The following is an 18067-nucleotide window of genomic DNA, read 5'->3' on the forward strand; positions in this document are numbered from 1 at the left end:
TTAATTTTTGCGAAAATTAACATCTCTCTCCTATTAACGGCATAAAAAGATCGAATAGACAATTATTCATCTATTCGATCTTTCATCTGTTTTAATATTTTCTTTTCAAGTCTTGAAACTTGTACTTGCGAAATGCCTATGCGCTCGGCTACTTCTGACTGTGTTTGATCTTTATAGTAACGCAAGTATACAATTAAGCGCTCTCGTTCATCTAGTTCTCTAATCGCTTCTTTTAAAGCAATTTTATCGAACCATTTCGTTTCAGATTGATCTGCAATTTGATCTAAAATAGTGATTGGATCTCCATCGTTTTCATATACAGTTTCATGTATAGATGAAGGGGCCCGGCTCGCTTCTTGTGCTAGAACAACTTCCTCTGGCGTTAGTTCTAGTGCCTCTGCCACTTCATTAATCGTTGGAGCCCTTCCGAATTCTTTGGAAAGCTCATCTCTCATCTTTCGAATTTTGTTTCCTGTTTCTTTTAAAGACCTACTAACTTTCACTGATCCATCATCGCGTAAGAAACGTTGTATTTCACCAATAATCATTGGAACTGCATATGTTGAAAATTTCACGTCGAAAGATAAATCAAATTTATCTACCGATTTCAAGAGCCCAATACATCCAATTTGAAATAGGTCGTCTGGTTCGTATCCTCGATTAAGAAACCGCTGTACAACCGACCAAACGAGGCGCATATTACTTTGAACGATTGTATCTCTCGCTTGTTGATCTCCATCTTGACTTTTTTGAATTAACGCTTTTAGCTCGTGGTCCTTTAACTGAGGTTTCTTCTTCTCATTTTTGACCTCTATGTCCATAGGCTATTCTCCTTAATTGCATAGAGCGTTACTATTTGATAAGTATTTTGTCAAATGGATTGTTGTCCCGAAAGATTCGTTTGAAATAACTTCTACTTCATCCATAAAATTTTCCATGATAGTAAATCCCATTCCGGAACGCTCTAATTCAGGTTTAGTTGTAAAAAGGGGTTGTCTCGCTTCATCTAAGTTAAAGATTCCAATCCCTTCATCTCGAATCGTGAGTTTCACCATTGCTTCTTCCAAAATTACAGAAATATAAACAATACCTTCTGCATTTCCTTCGTATCCATGAATAATTGCATTTGTAACCGCTTCTGACACAACTGTTTTAATCTCCGTTAATTCTTCCATCGTTGGATCTAGTTGTGCAATGAAAGCCGCCACTGTAACGCGAGCGAATGATTCATTTTGACTTAATGCTGAAAATTGAAGGTTCATTTCATTTCTCATCTATGCCACCCCCAACGTCGCGAGCGCGTGCGCTTCACTTTCTTCTAAGCGAACGATTTTGAATAAGCCCGACATTTCAAATAAACGCTTAACAGGCGGTGAAATTGCACAAACAACCATTTCTCCACCTAATCCCTTTACGTGTTTATATCGGCCTAATATAACACCTAGACCAGAACTATCCATAAACGATAAGTTCTCTAGGCTCAAAACAATATGATGAACACCATGTGTCTCAATCATATCTGTTACTTTCGTTCGCAACTCTTCAGCCGTATGATGATCTAATTCACCCTCTAGTCTCACACATAGGACGTCACGTTTTACTTCTAATTGCATGGAAAGACTCACACGATTTCCTCCTTATGCTCAAACTTTACTTATTCACATACATAAAGATTTTCGTGATATAAAATAAGAATCCTTCCTGCTGACAAAAGAAGAACTATTTCGTCATAAAGTGAAACCTTTCAGCATTATTCACTTACATACGAATAGAAAAGCGGCAAAATATTTGCCGCTATTTTGATGTTGAAAACATCCCAAAACTTCTTTTAAATAACTCCCACCAGCTCGCTGCAGCAACATCTTCTTTTGCTATAATTGTTTGTTTTAATAAAACATCTTTATCTTTTTTTATAACAAGGGTGCCAAGCGCGTCACCTTTTTTAATCGGTGCTTTTACTTTCTTTTCAGCAATTACTTCTTGTTTTACCTTGTCCATATTCTCGCCCTTCTTCATAAGAAGAGAAACATTATCTGACGCAACTAAATCTACTTTTTCTTTTTTCCCTTTTCCTACTTGAACTGTCTTAATTTTTTCGCCGCGCGTATACAATTTCTTTGTCATATATTGTCCAAATGCATAGTCAAGAAGCTTTGTCACTTGGTTGTTCCGTTCTTTTGATGTTGGTGCTCCCATGACAACTGAAATGACACGCATACCATTTTTTTCAGCCGATGCTGTTAAACAATATTTCGCTTCTGTCGTAAAACCTGTTTTTACTCCATCTACGCCAGGATAAAAACGTACTAGTTTATTCGTATTAACGAGCCAAAACTTTTTATCCGTATCTTCACGTAAATAATCTTCGTACTTACCTGTGTATTTACGAATAAGTGGATACTTCATCAATTCTCTCGCCATTATAGCCATATCATTTGCTGTCGAATAATGGTCTTTGGCCGGAAGACCTGTTGGGTTTTGAAAATGTGTATTTTTCAGCCCTAAATCTTTCGCCTTTTTGTTCATCATATTTACAAATCCTTCTTCTGAACCTGCGATGTGCTCGGCTACTGCAACAGATGCGTCATTTCCAGATGCAATTGCAATACCCTTTAACATCTCATTTACAGTCATCTCTTCCCCAGGTTCTAAAAAGATTTGCGATCCACCCATTGAAGCTGCATGTTCGCTTGCTCTAACTTTATCGGTCAGTTTTAGTTTTCCTTTTTCAACTTGTTCCATAATTAAAAGCATTGTCATAATCTTTGTCATACTAGCAGGTGGTAATTTTTCATTTGGGTTTTTATCAAATAAAACTTTACCTGTATCTTGCTCAATTACGATTGCTGACGACGCTTGTTCCGCTAACTTCGGCGTTGTTTCTTCTGTTTTCTCCTGCTTCGTTTTTTCAGATTGCGCAAAACTCACTGAAGTTCCAGAAAGCAATAACATGAAACAAACAAGTATTCCAAAAACTCGCTTCATGACTAACCCTCCATTCTATATCAGACCTATTTTTTCCAATTCTCCTTTTTTTAATACCAATTTTTTCTATTATTTTCAGTTGACAAATACATTCGCCCCTTATATTGTATTAAGTGTATTACGCATAGTAGTACACTTAATACATATGAGGAAGGAGACATTGCTCTTGCATATTCAACTTGACCCAAGAAGCAACACTCCGATATGGGAACAAATTGTTCAAAATATAAAAGAACTCGTATTGAAAAACATGTTGGCTCCAAGTGATAAACTTCCTTCTGTACGCGAACTCGCTTCTTTACTCGTTATAAATCCAAATACAGTGAGTAAAGCGTATCAAGAGTTAGAGCGACAAGGAATTATTGAAACGTTACGAGGAAAAGGAACATTTGTATCCCAATCGATTACCCCAACATTAGACGAAAGGAAAATCGCTATGGTTGAAAAGCAATTTCATCAATTACTATTAGAAGCCTCTTATCTTGGTATTACGAAAGATAAAATTCATGATTGGATAGATTCATACTATAAAGAGATTGGAGGGAATACGGATGTTGAAAGTGACAAGCTTGAAGAAAACAATTGATAATCAAACAATTTTAGACGATGTTTCTTTCACATTACAAAAAGGTAGTATCGTCGGATTACTTGGAAGAAATGGTGCGGGGAAAACAACTTTATTACGAACGATGGTCGGCATTTTAGACCCAGATGAGGGAACTGTTACATATGAGGATATCGACATTCATAAGAATCCTGAAACGAAACAAAAAATCGTATATGTCCCGGATTCTACTAACATACTGAACGGTTATACAGTAAAAGAAATCGTGAAGTTTTATAAAGCAGTTTATACCGCATTTGATGAACCATATTTCTACGAACTACTAGAACGTTTCAACTTACCAAACAAACGAATTCGTAGTTATTCAAAAGGAATGAAGGCACTGCTTGCCATCATTTTAGCTGTTGCTGCACAGGCAGAATATATTATTTTAGATGAACCAACAAACGGACTTGATCCTATCGTTAAAAGACAGATTTTACAGTTTCTCGTTGGAGAAGTTGCAGAAAAAGAGATTACCATTTTCATATCTACCCATCATTTAGATGAAGTTGAACAAATTGCAGATACAATCATCATATTAAAAGGACATACCGTATCTTCTATTACATCACTAGACGATGCAAAATCACAATTTGCTAAAATTCAAGTTGCTTATGAACGATCATTACCTCAAAAACTAGAAAACTTAAGCAATATTAAAATATTAAATCAAACGGGAAAAGTATATACGATTTTAATTGAAGGAAATGTAGCTGTAACGCTTGAGAAGTTTTATAAAGAACAACCTATACTCATTGAAGAATTAACAATGTCACTTGAAGATGTCTTCGTTACGACACTGGAGGAGGATGGGTATGTTTCATAAAGCGTTGTGGATGTGGAATTGGAAGTGCGGGAAATATGCTGCGTTGCTTTTTCTCTTCAGTTCACTTTATTGTTTATCTTTTGAATACTATCAAACAGCAGAAGAACAACAGTCTCTCTTTCTCCATCCAGAAAGATTGGGTGAAGAAAAATTCTACTATCATTATTCTTTTTATTCCTCTAATAGCTTTTGGTTAGGTGTTATTACAATTATCCTAGCCTGTATATTAATTGGCTGGGAGCGAAGTAATCAAAATGGAAATTCACTTATGACGTTTCCATTTAAAAGACGTGATATGTTCTTGTCGAAATGGGTTTTCGGTGGATTTTTCATTGTACTATCACTTCTAATCAATTGGGGTCTTATGTATTTTATTTATAAATCTACGATTCACTTTGAATATCAATCTTTCGAACCGTTTCATCGATATTTCCTGTATGCAATTTTTACATATATAGCGATCTATACTGTCTCTTTATGTATCGGTACATTTACTGGCAGTATTATTTCACAAAGCATCTTTAGCATTACTTTTTGCATCATGGGAATGGGAATCTTTTCACTCTTACTTCTTTTCTTTACAGCTCACACTGAGGCAATACAGGGGAATACAAGTTATACGAATTTCAAAAACGTTTATGAATTCAATAGAAAAACCAACATTTCAAGCGCTATATTAAACTTTTCAATTAGTTATAATTACCATCCTACTGCCCAATCAGATGAAGATCATGGAAAAGTAATACAAAGGGGACCCACCTTTCATAGTTACTACTCTGCAAAAGTAATACTTGTTCCTATCTTCTATACTATTTCCAGCTTACTAATTGGTATGTTTCTTTATGCACGATCACCTAATGAACATAATAAGAAAATTTTCCTTTTCCCAAAATACAACTCAATTTGGATATGGGGTACTACCTTTTATGTTGCATTAATAGGTGGGCAAATGTTAAAGCGTTTTGATTTATTATTTAGTTACTATGTTGGGTTCTTTTTATTTGGAATCGTCACTTATTTTATATTATCACGTCTTACAAACTATAAAGTTCTTTAAAGGAGAGATCCTATGTTTCAAAAAGCATTATGGGTGCATACCTACAAGCAAAGTAAATATATTGTTTGGCTATTTTGGTTAGTAAGTTTTTATGTACTATCATATAAATACTATTTAGCATCTGCCGAGCAACTAAAATATTTTCATGAAAATAATGAATGGAAATATATATACCGATACAATTATCACCTTTCACTTCCCGATGCTATCATAGTTCAAGGAACACTCCTTATTGCATTAGCCTGTATCCTTATTGGATGGGAGCGTCAAAATCAATCCAGTGACATTCTATGGTCTATGCCATTTAAACGGAAACATCTCTTCATGACAAAATGGCTTTTTGGTGTGTGTAATATTGTAGCTATCGTTATATTGAATTGGGGACTTTTTGCTATTATGAAAAAGACAACTTTTCATAATAAGTATCAAATATTTTCACCATTTCATACCTACTTCTTATACATGGTTATCGTCTTAATTGCTATCTATACAGTTGCATTATGCATAGGAACAATTGCTGGTAATATGATTTCACAAGGATTCTTCAGTGTCGCTATACTTGGATTCCCTTTTATTTTGCCGACTCTAATTGCCGGCGCTATTTCTATTCATACGGTTGGACTTATTTCTAATCATCCCGTCTATACGGAGGAGAATGTAGATCGTTACGGTTCAGTAATAGAAAAAGCGAGTATTTTAGCGCCCATTCGTGGATTCAATATTAATTTTAATTACGATCCTCAACGTGCTTATACTGATGAACAAGGCGTACGTCATGATGAACCTAATTTTACGTATATTCCTTCAGCAACGAAACTTATCGGTCCAATCGCAAATATACTTATTCTATTACCTTTAGGAATGTACTTATATACAAGATCACCTAATGAACAAAATGGAAACTTTCTATTATATCCGAAGCTCAAAACACTATGTATGATATGTTGTGTAATCTTTATTGGAATGTTTGGAGGAATGGCAGCGGGAGGAAGTCGTTCTATCGTAAATTATTATATTGGTTTTATAGGGACCAGTACGATAGTCTACCTACTATTATCTCGCTTATTAAAATTTAAATTTTCTTGGCGTGTGAAATAACCTCCTTTAAAAGGAGGTTATTTCACATTTTCTCTCCTATCCCCATACACCATCTCTTCTTTCATCCCAAATCCATCACCATTTTGCACAATTTGCTCTGTCGGGGCAACTATACTTTCAGCAATTTTCCATTCCCCACGCTCTTTTACGAATACTTGTAGAAAATAATTCATGCCATCTAGTTGATATGCATTTTCTTTTTTCACATTATAGTGAATCGCAATGTAGTACACTTGAATATTTTCTTTTCCTATTTTTGATACGTATTGCGATAATCTCGGTATATAGAGGGTCGCTTTCTGAAAAGATAGTTGCTTCGCTTTAACAAGCGATGAACTTGTTACATTACGTAATGTGTCCCGATTACGAATATTATCGCTATGGTGGAATAATACTGCGTTTTGCATAGAACGAACCCATAATTTCGAATATAAGACTGTATTATCGTTTTCGATGTACTTCACTTCTTTTCGCACCACTTGGATAGGCGTATCTGCGTACGTGAATGTTTGAAAACAGAAAAAACTACCAAATAAAATGGTAAGTGCAGCAATATATTTCATAATCTTTCCTCCGATCTTTTAATTAAAGTATCGGAGTTTCAAAATATTTTTATTCAAAAGAAAAAGGATAGGAATGCTTTCGCTTCCTATCCTCATTTATTATAATACGCGGCCAAATAGTTCTAAGACCATTTCTATTTCTTGGTCGCTCCAACCTTTAAATCTCTCTTTATAATATTCTTTACGCACAGCTTCAAGTTTTTCAGTTACTTCTCTTCCGTGCTCTGTAATTTCTAAGTACACGATTCGACGATCTGAATTAGAACGTTTTCTTTCTACTAATCCTTTTCGTACGAGACGATCTGTAACAGCTGTAATATGACTGGAGGTTACGTTTACTTCACTCGCAATTTGCGAAGCCATCTGTGGACTGTTTAAAAATAACGCACGTAATACAGAAAATTCATTATATGGCATATGTTCTGCAAAACGTGTATTAATATCATTTTGTAATAAACGTATCATTTTTCGAAATGATGCAGATAAATCTAAAATCAGCGTTTCTCTTTTTTCGTTCAATAGCCTCGTCCCTTTTTTATCATATTTACACATATTATAATCTATAAATACCTATGTTGTATATGCTTTCTTTCCTCAACATTCTCATTTATGTAACTTTTTTCATATAAATTTCTTTTTTGTTCACACATATACATATAAAAAGGATGGTGATGGAAAATGCAGGGTGGAATGAATCCTTATTTACACAACGTACGCACTGCTAATACTGGTAAAGAAGCTACTATTACTGTACAAGGAGAAGGTGTTGTAAAAGCAAAACCGAATGTTGTTATATTAACACTCGGCATTCGAACAGATGATAAAAATGTAAAACAGGCTCAAGAAGAAAATGCAGTGCAATCCAAACAATTGCTGGATGCACTTAAACAGCTTGGTATTGCCGATAAAGATATAGAGACGATTTCTTATACAATTACTCCTCAATACGAATATGTAAATGATAAAGCATTGCTACAAGGATACCGTGTAGAGCATTTGTATGAAATTACCGTTTTAAATGTACAAAAAGCTGGGGAAGTATATGATATAGCCGTTTCAAATGGCGCAAATGTAGCAAAAGGGTTACGTTTCCGAGTATCTCATCCAAATAAATATTATGAGCAAGCTCTCATTCAAGCTCTGCACCAGGCAGTAGAAAAAGCTCGTGCTATTGCGAGTACATATAATTTAAATATTAATCCTGTTCCCCTCTCATTCGTTGAAGAATCTGCCCAATTACCAAGGGAGGTTACGTCTTATGCTACTTTACATGCGCAAGCAGCTCCACCTATTCAATCGGGAGAATTAGAAATTATTTCAACAATACGGGCAATTTTTACGTATTTATAAATAATTTCATTTATAAGTAAACGTTATCATTTTCCTTGTTGTAAAAACATGATGTTCTGATATAATAAAGGACGGTGAGCTCTTACGAAAGAGATATCACGGGTGGGAGAGGGATATGAAAAAGAAGGTTTAACATGAAAGGAATACTTGAAAGAACATTTAAATTAGGTTTACACGAAACATCACCAAAACAAGAAGTTTTAGCTGGAGTTACGTCATTTTTCACGATCGTATATATTATGATTGTAAATGCGTCAATTTTATCCGATGCTGGCATTCCTCTTGAAGCTGGAATTTTAGCAACTGTTTTCAGTTCATTTGTCGGATGTCTACTCATGGCATTTTGGGCAAATGCACCTGCTATTCTTGTCCCTGGTATGGGTGTAAATGCATTCTTCACGTACACAGCTGTGCATACGCTTGGACTAACTTGGCAAGAAGCATTGGCTGCTGTCTTTATCTCTGGTATTATTTTTGCAATTGCCGCTTTTACACCAATCGCTCGCGTGCTATCAGTATCAATTCCAAAGTCATTAAAGGAAGCGATTACTGTCGGCATCGGATTATTTTTAGCGTTTATCGGATTGCAAAAAGGTGGTTTAGTCGTTTCGAACCCAAATACTGCTGTTGCAATGGGTAAATTAAGTAACCCTGTCGTTCTTGCGACCGTGCTTACTCTTATCGTTGCACTTGTACTATTTATTCGTAACGTACGTGGAAACTTTTTATGGACGATTGCAATAGGAACTGGTATTGCATGGCTATTTGGCCTTGTTGATACAAGTCAAATCGGAAATAGTTCATTCTCATTCGCTAATTACGGCGATGTCTTTGGAGCTATGTCATTTGGCAAACTTTCTTCCTTACCGTTTTGGATTGCAACATTCTCCTTAAGCATGGTGCTTATTTTTGAGAACATGGGACTTCTGCACGGTTTATTAGAAGATGACCGTAAATTCCCACGTGCTTACCAAGCCAATGCAATTTCAGCAATGACATGTGGTCTATTTGGCACAAGCCCTACCGTATCAACAGTAGAGAGTGCCGCAGGTATTACTGCAGGCGGAAAGACAGGTCTGACGTCTATCGTTACGGGGTTGTTATTCTTTGCATCATTGTTTGCACTTCCGTTTGTCAAACTAATTCCTGATAGTGCCATTGCACCAATCTTAATTATTATTGGCGGCCTGATGATTACAAGCATTCAGCAAATTCCTCTGAACGATTTTTCAGAAGGATTTCCAGCGTTCTTAATTATCGTCATGATCCCGCTCACATATAGTATCGCTGATGGCATTGCGTTCGGATTTATTGCTTACCCTATCTTAAAAGTTGCTCTTGGAAAGCGTAAAGAAGTCGCACCATCTATGTATATCATTACATGCTTATTCTTAGCTATGTTTGTATTACATGCTATTGGTTAAGAAAAAACACCGGGGAAATCCTCGGTGTTTTTTACTTAAACCATCCTTTTTTATAAAACCAGGCCATCATTCCGCCGCCAATTAATGCCATTAGAAGAAGACAAATAAAATAACTATATTGTCCACCAAGCTCTGGCATATGCGTAAAGTTCATTCCATATACTCCCGCAATAAATGTTAATGGCATGAAAATAGTCGAGAATACAGTTAATGTTTTCATAATGTTATTCATATGATGTGAGTTTAATGAAAAATAACTATCCCGAATATCCGCCGTTAACTCTCGACTTGCCTCAATCATTTCCGTAAGTTTAAGTAAATGATCATGTATATCTTTAAAATAAATCTCATGATCACTTATACCGTAAAAACGAGTGGAATTCAAAATACGATACAATAAATCACGCATTGGAATAATTGTACGTCTTAACTTAGATAAATCTGCCCTAATATCAAATACTTCTTCTAGCACGGCTCCTGCTGTCTCACCTGTTAAATTATCATCAATCGCATTTAAATGGTCTTCAATGTAATATACAGGTGCGAAATAATCATCTACAATTTGATCAGTGATCGTATGTGCTACATGTAAAGGCCCTTTCTTAATCCGCCTCTTCTCACCAAGTGTTTTCCATACTCTTTCAATTGCATTATTATGAGAAAAATGGAAAGAAACAATATAGCGATCACTAACAAACAAATCAATTTCATGTGGTTCTAGCCCATCTTCTCCAAACGCGTGAAGAACTAAAAAGTTATATCCATCATAAAAATCAACTTTTGGCCTCTGTACATATTCTAGACAGTCTTCAATTGCAAGGGGATGGAACTTAAAATGGTCTTGCAAAATATATGTATACTCTTCTTTCGTTGGCTTATATAAATCTAGCCAATACCATACAATATGGTCTTTCTTTGTTTCTTCTAGAGAAACATCATATAATACTTCATCTGTTTTTGTTACTGCACAAATTCTAATCATAATTTCACCCATTATTATTATAAACAAAAAATAGTAAAAAAAGCCAAGGAGAAATCTCCTCAGCTTTTTTTTATTACTTCGTTACGATACCGTGTACTAAAGTTGGTGCATCTACGTGTTCTTTAGAGATCTTCATGTTCTCATAAATTTTCGCTTTTACATCTTCAAGATTTTCGCGGTTTGCGTAAATTGTAACAAGGGATTCACCTTGCTTCACGCCATCGCCTACTTTTTTGCGCAGCATTAGACCAACTGCTAAATCAATTTCAGACTCTTTCGTTGCACGTCCTGCTCCTAAAAGCATTGCTGCTGTTCCGATTTCGTCTGCAACGATTTCTGATACATATCCGTCTTCTTTCGCTTCCACTTCAATTTTAAATTGTGCTTGTGGCAATTTAGAAGGGTCATCAACAACAGATGCGTCGCCGCCTTGCGCTGATAAGAACGTTTTAAATGATTCTAGCGCTTTTCCGTTGTTCATTACTTCAATTAGCTTTTCACGTGCATCTTCTAAAGATGAAGCTTGTCCAGCAAGGTACACCATTTGACTTCCAAGTGTTAAACATAGCTCTTCTAAATCTTTCGGCCCTTTACCTTGTAATGTATCAATTGCTTCTTGTACTTCTAATGCGTTACCGATAGCTTCACCGAGTGGTTGACTCATATCAGAAATAACTGCCATCGTATTACGACCAACGTTATTACCGATGCGTACCATTGCTTCTGCTAAACGTTTTGCATCTTCATCCGTTTTCATAAATGCACCTGCTCCAGTTTTTACATCAAGAACAATTGCATCTGCACCAGCAGCAATTTTTTTACTCATAATCGAACTTGCAATAAGCGGAATTGAGTTTACTGTTGCTGTTACATCACGAAGTGCATATAACTTTTTATCAGCAGGTGTTAAGTTACCACTTTGGCCGATAACAGCGATTTTGTTTTCATTTACAAGACGCATGAATTCATCGTTTTCAATTTCCACATGGAATCCTGGAACTGCTTCTAATTTATCAATTGTACCACCAGTATGTCCTAAACCGCGTCCAGACATTTTCGCTACTGGTACACCTAAAGCAGCTACTAATGGACCTAATACAAGTGTCGTTGTATCACCAACACCACCTGTCGAATGCTTATCTACTTTTACACCTTCAATAGCTGATAAGTCGATTGTATCACCGCTATTTACCATTGCCATCGTTAAATCAGCACGCTCTTGATCGTTCATATCTTGGAAGAAAATTGCCATTGCAAGTGAACTTACTTGATAATCAGGAATATCACCATTTGTATATCCTTCAACAATAAAGTTAATTTCTTCTGTCGTTAATGCATGTCCGTCACGTTTTTTTGCAATTAGGTCCACCATTCTCATTGTGAAGTCACCCCTTCATTTGTTTTACGATTGCTTTTACTAATGCTAAGAAGTTAGCTTTAACACGTTCTGTCGTTTCAATTACTTCATCGTGGTGAAGTGGCTGATCTAAAATACCAGCTGCCATATTTGAAATACAAGAAATACCTAATACTTTCATACCAGCATGACGCGCTACAATTACTTCAGGTACTGTTGACATACCAACTGCATCTCCGCCAAGTGTACGAAGCATACGAATTTCAGCAGGTGTTTCATATACAGGACCTGTCATTCCTACGTATACACCTTCTTGTACTTTAATATTTAAGTCTGCTGCAACTTGTTTCGCCATTTCGCGAAGTTCTACTGTATATGATGTAGACATATCAGGGAAACGTACGCCCATTTCAGAATCATTCGGTCCGATTAATGGATTCGTACCCATGAAGTTAATGTGGTCTGAAATTAACATAAGATCGCCTGGCTCAAATGATGTATTTACACCACCAGCTGCGTTTGTTACAACTACTGTTTCTACACCTAGTTCTTTCATAACACGAACTGGGAATGTTACTTTTTGCATGTCGTATCCTTCATAGAAGTGGAAACGTCCTTGCATTGCTACTACTGTTACACCTTGAAGTGTACCAAATACTAGTTGACCTGCATGGCCTTCTACAGTTGATACTGGGAATTCAGGGATTTCACTGTAAGGTACTGTTACTGCGTTCTCAATTTCGTCTGCTAATACACCTAGTCCTGATCCAAGGATTAGTCCTACTTGTGGTGTCTCTTGAAATTTCTCTTTTAAGTATGAAGCTGATTTTGTAATAAGTTCACGATTCATTTGTTTATCCCCCTATTTCTTTAGCTCGTTTAAGAAGCTTGTTCCGTATTCTGGCATTTTCACACCGAAGTTTTCTGCTACTGTTGCACCAATATCAGCAAATGTTTGACGAAGTGGTAACTCTTGTCCGCCTTCTTTCATGCTTGGGCTATATGCTAATAATGGTACATATTCACGTGTATGGTCAGTACCAGGGTGAATTGGATCATTACCGTGGTCTGCTGTAATTAATAATAGATCATCTTCTTTTAGTTTTGCGAATACTTCTGGAAGACGTGCATCATATTCTTGCAGAGCTTCTCCGTATCCTTGTGGATCACGGCGGTGGCCGAATAATGCATCAAAGTCAACTAAGTTTAAGAAGCTAAGACCTGTAAAGTCCATATTTAATGTATCTACAAGCTTATCCATTCCATCCATGTTAGACTTCGTACGAAGTGATTCAGTTACCCCTTCGCCATCATAAATATCAGAGATTTTACCGATAGCAATTACATCGTAGTCACTATCTTTTAATTCATTCATTACTGTACGACCGAATGGTTTTAATGCATAGTCATGACGGTTTGGTGTACGTGTAAAGTTTCCAGGTTCACCAACGAATGGACGAGCAATAACACGACCTACCATGTATTTCTCATCTAATGTTAATTCACGTGCAATTTTACAAATTTTATATAATTCATCAAGTGGCACTACTTCTTCGTGTGCTGCAATTTGCAATACGCTATCAGCAGAAGTATAAACGATTAAAGAGCCTGTTTCCATTTGCTCTTGACCAAGTTCATCAAGAATCTCAGTTCCAGAAGCTGGCTTATTACCGATAATTTTACGGCCTGTTTTTTCTTCTAATTCATCAAGTAATTCTTTCGGGAATCCTTCTGGGAACACTTGGAATGGTGTATCAATGTAAAGGCCCATGATTTCCCAGTGACCTGTCATTGTATCTTTACCAGTAGATTTCTCTTGCATTTTTGTGTAATATCCAAGTGGTTTCTCTACTTTAGAGATACCTTTCATTTCTCGAATGTTACCAAGACCTAATTTCACCATGTTAGGCATTTGTAACCCATTCATATGTTCAGCAATGTGACCAATTGTGTCAGATCCTAAATCACCAAATTGCTCAGCATCTGGTGCTTCACCGATTCCCACAGAGTCCATTACGACTAGGAATATACGTTTATATTTATTCATAACTGCGACCTCCTATAAGTTCAGTTCTACTTCTTGTAGTATGTTCAAAACGCTATAAAGTGAAACTGTTATCCAAAAGAATTCTCATTGTCAAACAGTACTTCTTTAAATCATTTTCTAACCTATTTCGTTTACTTGAAACGATTCAAAAACATTTCTAGTTTTTTCTAAGTCAGATGTCAGACATCTGATACTGATATCATAACATGTTTACGCTTTCTTTTTAATACATTTTCGTAGAATTTCTCATTTTCTTCACACTTCTATTGTAATCCATTCTGCAACGAAGTGCTAATTTTTTTATGATTTATTTCTTCATATTAAAAATAAAAAGTAGCTCTAAAGAGCTACTTTTTATTTTACTTCTATTGTTTCTTCTTTATGTTCATGCAATTCGCCTTTTCTTACATGTACTTTCACTTTGTAAGCACCGTTCTCTTTGAAAGTATGTTTCGTTTCATACTCTCCTTTATTCCCTTCTTTCGCTGGAATAAATTCGTGTTTTTCAACACCATCTTTCCAAATCTCTAGTTGTACTTCAGCACCAGTTAATGCTTCTTCTTTTTGCTTTAAATGAACTTTCATTGTAGATTCAGCATTTGCCTTTATGTCTCCAGCCATAAGATGGATCATTGTGTCACTTTTATGATCTCCATGTCCTGCACTGTGATCACTATTTTCTTTTTTCGCATCTTCTACTTTCGCATTTCCTACAGCAACTTTCACTTCTGGCATAACGTGCATTTCACGTGCATTTGTATGAGGAATAATATGATATACTCCATCAGTTTCAAATGTTTTCTCGACTGCATAAACACCTTTTCCTTTATGCTTACCATCTAACATCTCGTGTTTCTCGTCGCCATCTTTCCAAATTTCAAACTTTACGTCATCAGCATCCGTTACTCTTTCTTTTCCTTGTGTAACAAGTGCTTGTACTTCTGTTTTTTCACCTGGTTTAATTTCTTTCGGATTTGTTTGGACTGCTACTTTTATAGCTTCAAGTTTCTGTTCTTTTTTCGGTTCTTCTTTGTTTGTATTACAGCCAGCCAACGCTAGCATCGCGATAAATAAAGTTATAATCAGTTTTTTCATCATCATTTCCTCCTTTATACTTTATTTAGTATAGAGGAAATACATTGTAATATTCCAGTCTTCTGCTGAAAACAATATACGAAATGTTTGTGAAGTTTCTGTGAAACGCTCTTCCCCTCTTAATCTATGAAAAAAAGAGCATAGTAACTATGCTCTCGGATGAAACTGTTTATATACATCTTTTAATCTAGTTTTTGAAACGTGCGTATAGATTTGCGTCGTTGAAATATCTGCATGTCCAAGCATTTCTTGTACAGCACGTAAATCTGCTCCATTTTCTAATAAGTGCGTAGCAAACGAGTGACGCAACGTATGAGGTGTAAGCTCTTTTTCAATATTTGCTTCTTTCGCTAATCGTTTTAATATTTTCCAAAATCCTTGTCTTGATAATCGATTACCATGATGGTTTAAAAAGAGTGCATCTACTACTTTTTTCCCCATTAATTCTCTTCTTCCTTTTTCAATATACTTTTGAATCGCTTCCGTTGCTAAACTTCCTAGTGGAATAATTCTTTCTTTATTCCCTTTCCCTATGCAACGAACAAATCCCATCGTTAAATGTACATCTTCTAAATTGAGTGCAATCAATTCTGAAACACGAAGTCCTGTCGCATACAGTAACTCTAGCATCGCCTTATCACGAATCCCAAAAGCACTTGTCATTTTTGGTGTTTGAAGTAACGCCTCTACTTCATCAACTGATAATACTTTTGGTAATTTCCGTTCCCCTTGTGGCGTTTCAATATGTACGGATGGGTCGTGTTCTACCGCTCGTTCACGAAGTAAAAATTGGTGGAACGAACGAATTGATGCGATATGACGCGCCAATGTTTTCGAAGATTTTCCGTTTTCTTTTAAATACTGCAAAAAGTTAACAATGTGTAAACGGGTGACTTCATGAAAAGTTTTCGTCTGTTCCACATTTTGCAAATACTTTACGTAGCTTTTTAAATCCCGTTCATAAGATACTACTGTATTCTTTGCTAATCCTTTTTCGACAACCATATAATGAATAAAATCTTTTAATTGATCTTCCACTCTACACTACTCCCCATTTTCATAGAAAAACATCATTCTATTTACGAAAGCATCCTTTGCCGGTTCTTCATTCCCTGATACTTTTTCTACAGTCTCTTCTTTAGGTTTTTCATAACGATGATAGCTTTCATATTCTTCATTTATCCATAGTATAGCGAAATAAAACAAAATCGTACAACTTGTAAATAATAAAAATACTTTTATTCCATCAAAAGTTAATTTTAAAGCTCGGCGCATTGTAAATTCCTCCAAAATATAAGTTATTACAACATATGCCAAGCTTTCACCAATTTATACCTTATTCAAATAAAAAACCTCTTCCTAGATAAATAGGAAAAGGTTATTTTTCATCCGTTTCATTTTCTTGACAGTTTTTACAAATCCCATGGAATGTTAAACGATGATCTTTCACCTTAAAGCTCCAGTCTCGTTCTACTTTCCTTTCCACTTCACCAAGTAAATCTTCTTGTATTTCTTGTACAGCACCACATTGTGTACAAATCAAATGATGGTGGAAACGCTGCGCACCTTCTTGGCGTAAGTCATAGCGTGAAACACCGTCTCCGAAGTTAATCTTATCGACAACTTTTAACTCAGATAATAGTTCTAAAGTTCGATAGACGGTTGCTAATCCGATCTCTGGCGACTTTTCTTTTACAAGGAGGTAAACATCTTCTGCGCTTAAATGATCTTCTTCATTTTCTAGCAGCACACGAACTGTTGCTTCACGTTGCGGTGTTAATTTGTAGCTCGCTGCATGTAATTGCTTCTTAATTCGTTCAATTCTTTCTTCCATTCGGTACTACTCCCTCCTCGCCACTCTTACACCATTATATCAGAAGAAGGGCTTCTGTCAAAAGAAAAAACAATAAAAACAAATTGATAATTATTCTCAAAAAGTATTTATTTTTTATTAATAGCCTCAACGACTTCTTTCATTAAAACTGGTGATGCGTAAGCCTCCACACTAGAAGCAAGTGCTAACACCACTCCAATTACGAGAAAGAAGCATGTATAACGGATTAATAATGGTAATAGTGGCTCGGTTATTTTTCTAATAAATTGATGCCTAATCATCCGTAAAGAAAAACTTGCAGCAATGGTTGTCATAACGAGAAAGACTGGAATGATAATTAAATTTTGTGGCAAAACAGATACAAATGCTAATAATAGTCCATTCCATCCATGCTGACTTACTAAAAAACCAACTGTAAATCCAACGACAACTCCTTTTACAAATAATAAAATAAAAATAAGTGGTAATCCAATAATTGAAATTCCTAAAATCCAAATAAATCCGATGTATTTTAATTGCGAAAAGTAACTTTCTCGAAACATTTCGCCCGCAATGGCAAATTCTCCTTTAGAGACTTGTCCAAAAAAACGTTGTAAATAAAATGATAAATCTTGTTTTTGATTGATTTGTAAACTATTCACGAGAATGGCTCCGAATATTACTCCCATCAATAATAAAACAGCGTTAAATATATATAATGAAGAGTTTTCCTGTATGTGAGACATTACACGGTCTTGCCAATTTTTTCGCCACATTTTTCTTCCCTCCGTTCACACTCTTATTAAAAATGTATGAAAGAAAGAAAAAAGTATGACGAATTAACATTGAAATTCCGCTCTACT

At 35.8% G+C, this 18067-nt stretch carries 21 protein-coding genes; 6 read left to right on the forward strand and 15 right to left on the reverse strand.

Annotated features, from left to right (window positions below):
* Positions 1–62 precede the first annotated feature (62 nt).
* The 4 genes from sigF to dacF form a co-directional block, all read right to left on the reverse strand.
* A complete protein-coding gene (sigF, locus tag ATL10_RS11245; protein ID WP_000350729.1) occupies positions 63–821 on the reverse strand; it encodes an RNA polymerase sporulation sigma factor SigF in 759 nt (252 codons plus the stop codon).
* 12 nt (positions 822–833) lie between these two features.
* Positions 834–1274 carry an anti-sigma F factor gene (spoIIAB, locus tag ATL10_RS11250; protein ID WP_001243398.1) on the reverse strand — a complete coding sequence of 147 codons (441 nt, stop codon included), beginning with the start codon at positions 1272–1274 and terminating at the stop codon, positions 834–836.
* Entirely contained in the window at positions 1275–1625 is a 351-nt protein-coding gene (gene spoIIAA / locus ATL10_RS11255) for an anti-sigma F factor antagonist (RefSeq protein ID WP_000059135.1), read from the reverse strand.
* A gap of 169 nt (positions 1626–1794) precedes the next feature.
* A complete protein-coding gene (gene dacF, locus ATL10_RS11260) occupies positions 1795–2985 on the reverse strand; it encodes a serine-type D-Ala-D-Ala carboxypeptidase DacF (protein WP_000831997.1) in 1191 nt (396 codons plus the stop codon).
* A 166-nt stretch (positions 2986–3151) separates the two neighbouring features.
* On the opposite strand from dacF, the gene ATL10_RS11270 reads away from it, so the two are divergent.
* From ATL10_RS11270 to ATL10_RS11285, 4 genes are read left to right on the forward strand one after another with little or no spacing between them, the layout of a single operon-like run.
* Positions 3152–3571 carry a GntR family transcriptional regulator gene (locus ATL10_RS11270; protein WP_000548027.1) on the forward strand — a complete coding sequence of 140 codons (420 nt, stop codon included), beginning with the start codon at positions 3152–3154 and terminating at the stop codon, positions 3569–3571.
* Entirely contained in the window at positions 3537–4418 is an 882-nt protein-coding gene (locus ATL10_RS11275) for an ABC transporter ATP-binding protein (RefSeq protein ID WP_069604576.1), read from the forward strand. Before ATL10_RS11270 ends, ATL10_RS11275 begins: the two co-directional genes overlap by 35 nt.
* Complete coding sequence (locus ATL10_RS11280; RefSeq protein WP_142669951.1) at positions 4408–5475, forward strand: ABC transporter permease; 1068 nt, start codon at positions 4408–4410, stop codon at positions 5473–5475. The genes ATL10_RS11275 and ATL10_RS11280 overlap by 11 nt, the downstream gene beginning before the upstream one ends.
* Before the next feature lie 12 nt (positions 5476–5487).
* A complete protein-coding gene (locus ATL10_RS11285; protein WP_069604578.1) occupies positions 5488–6573 on the forward strand; it encodes an acetoin ABC transporter permease in 1086 nt (361 codons plus the stop codon).
* Positions 6574–6590: 17 nt separating this feature from the next.
* On the opposite strand, the gene ATL10_RS11290 is transcribed toward ATL10_RS11285, so the two are convergent.
* Positions 6591–7136, reverse strand: a complete 546-nt coding sequence (locus tag ATL10_RS11290) for a hypothetical protein (protein WP_069604579.1) — start codon at positions 7134–7136, stop codon at positions 6591–6593.
* Positions 7137–7235: 99 nt separating this feature from the next.
* Positions 7236–7655 (reverse strand): MarR family winged helix-turn-helix transcriptional regulator, encoded by a 420-nt coding sequence (locus tag ATL10_RS11295; protein WP_001003307.1) that lies wholly within the window; start codon positions 7653–7655, stop codon positions 7236–7238.
* Between the two features lie 159 nt (positions 7656–7814).
* Between ATL10_RS11295 and ATL10_RS11300 the strand changes: the two genes are divergently transcribed.
* Positions 7815–8486, forward strand: a complete 672-nt coding sequence (locus ATL10_RS11300) for an SIMPL domain-containing protein (protein ID WP_001161449.1) — start codon at positions 7815–7817, stop codon at positions 8484–8486.
* A 134-nt stretch (positions 8487–8620) separates the two neighbouring features.
* Positions 8621–9910, forward strand: coding sequence for an NCS2 family permease (locus ATL10_RS11305; RefSeq protein ID WP_000676248.1), 1290 nt, complete (start codon positions 8621–8623; stop codon positions 9908–9910).
* A gap of 31 nt (positions 9911–9941) precedes the next feature.
* Here the strand turns inward: ATL10_RS11305 and corA are convergent, their stop codons facing one another.
* From corA to spoIIM, 9 genes are all read right to left on the reverse strand, one after another.
* Positions 9942–10904 (reverse strand): magnesium/cobalt transporter CorA, encoded by a 963-nt coding sequence (corA, locus tag ATL10_RS11310; RefSeq protein ID WP_002026281.1) that lies wholly within the window; start codon positions 10902–10904, stop codon positions 9942–9944.
* 61 nt (positions 10905–10965) lie between these two features.
* Positions 10966–12270, reverse strand: a complete 1305-nt coding sequence (locus ATL10_RS11315) for a pyrimidine-nucleoside phosphorylase (protein WP_110496931.1) — start codon at positions 12268–12270, stop codon at positions 10966–10968.
* 7 nt (positions 12271–12277) lie between these two features.
* Positions 12278–13099: a purine-nucleoside phosphorylase gene (locus tag ATL10_RS11320; protein ID WP_001078446.1), complete on the reverse strand. Its 822-nt coding sequence runs from the start codon at positions 13097–13099 to the stop codon at positions 12278–12280.
* A gap of 12 nt (positions 13100–13111) precedes the next feature.
* The gene (gene deoB, locus ATL10_RS11325; protein ID WP_001046079.1) at positions 13112–14296 is read right to left on the reverse strand and encodes a phosphopentomutase; all 1185 of its coding nucleotides are present in this window, start codon (positions 14294–14296) and stop codon (positions 13112–13114) included.
* A gap of 354 nt (positions 14297–14650) precedes the next feature.
* Positions 14651–15394: a FixH family protein gene (locus ATL10_RS11330; protein ID WP_002183918.1), complete on the reverse strand. Its 744-nt coding sequence runs from the start codon at positions 15392–15394 to the stop codon at positions 14651–14653.
* A 144-nt stretch (positions 15395–15538) separates the two neighbouring features.
* The gene (gene xerD / locus ATL10_RS11335; RefSeq protein ID WP_000390088.1) at positions 15539–16429 is read right to left on the reverse strand and encodes a site-specific tyrosine recombinase XerD; all 891 of its coding nucleotides are present in this window, start codon (positions 16427–16429) and stop codon (positions 15539–15541) included.
* A gap of 6 nt (positions 16430–16435) precedes the next feature.
* Positions 16436–16666 carry a YqzK family protein gene (locus ATL10_RS11340; protein ID WP_001250432.1) on the reverse strand — a complete coding sequence of 77 codons (231 nt, stop codon included), beginning with the start codon at positions 16664–16666 and terminating at the stop codon, positions 16436–16438.
* Between the two features lie 103 nt (positions 16667–16769).
* Entirely contained in the window at positions 16770–17225 is a 456-nt protein-coding gene (gene fur, locus ATL10_RS11345) for a ferric iron uptake transcriptional regulator (RefSeq protein ID WP_000392657.1), read from the reverse strand.
* Between the two features lie 107 nt (positions 17226–17332).
* Complete coding sequence (spoIIM, locus tag ATL10_RS11350) at positions 17333–17950, reverse strand: stage II sporulation protein M (RefSeq protein ID WP_013142149.1); 618 nt, start codon at positions 17948–17950, stop codon at positions 17333–17335.
* Positions 17951–18067 lie beyond the last annotated feature (117 nt).

The sequence above is a fragment of the Bacillus sp. 196mf genome (assembly GCF_003217275.1).
Lineage (GTDB): Bacteria > Bacillota > Bacilli > Bacillales > Bacillaceae_G > Bacillus_A > Bacillus_A thuringiensis_S.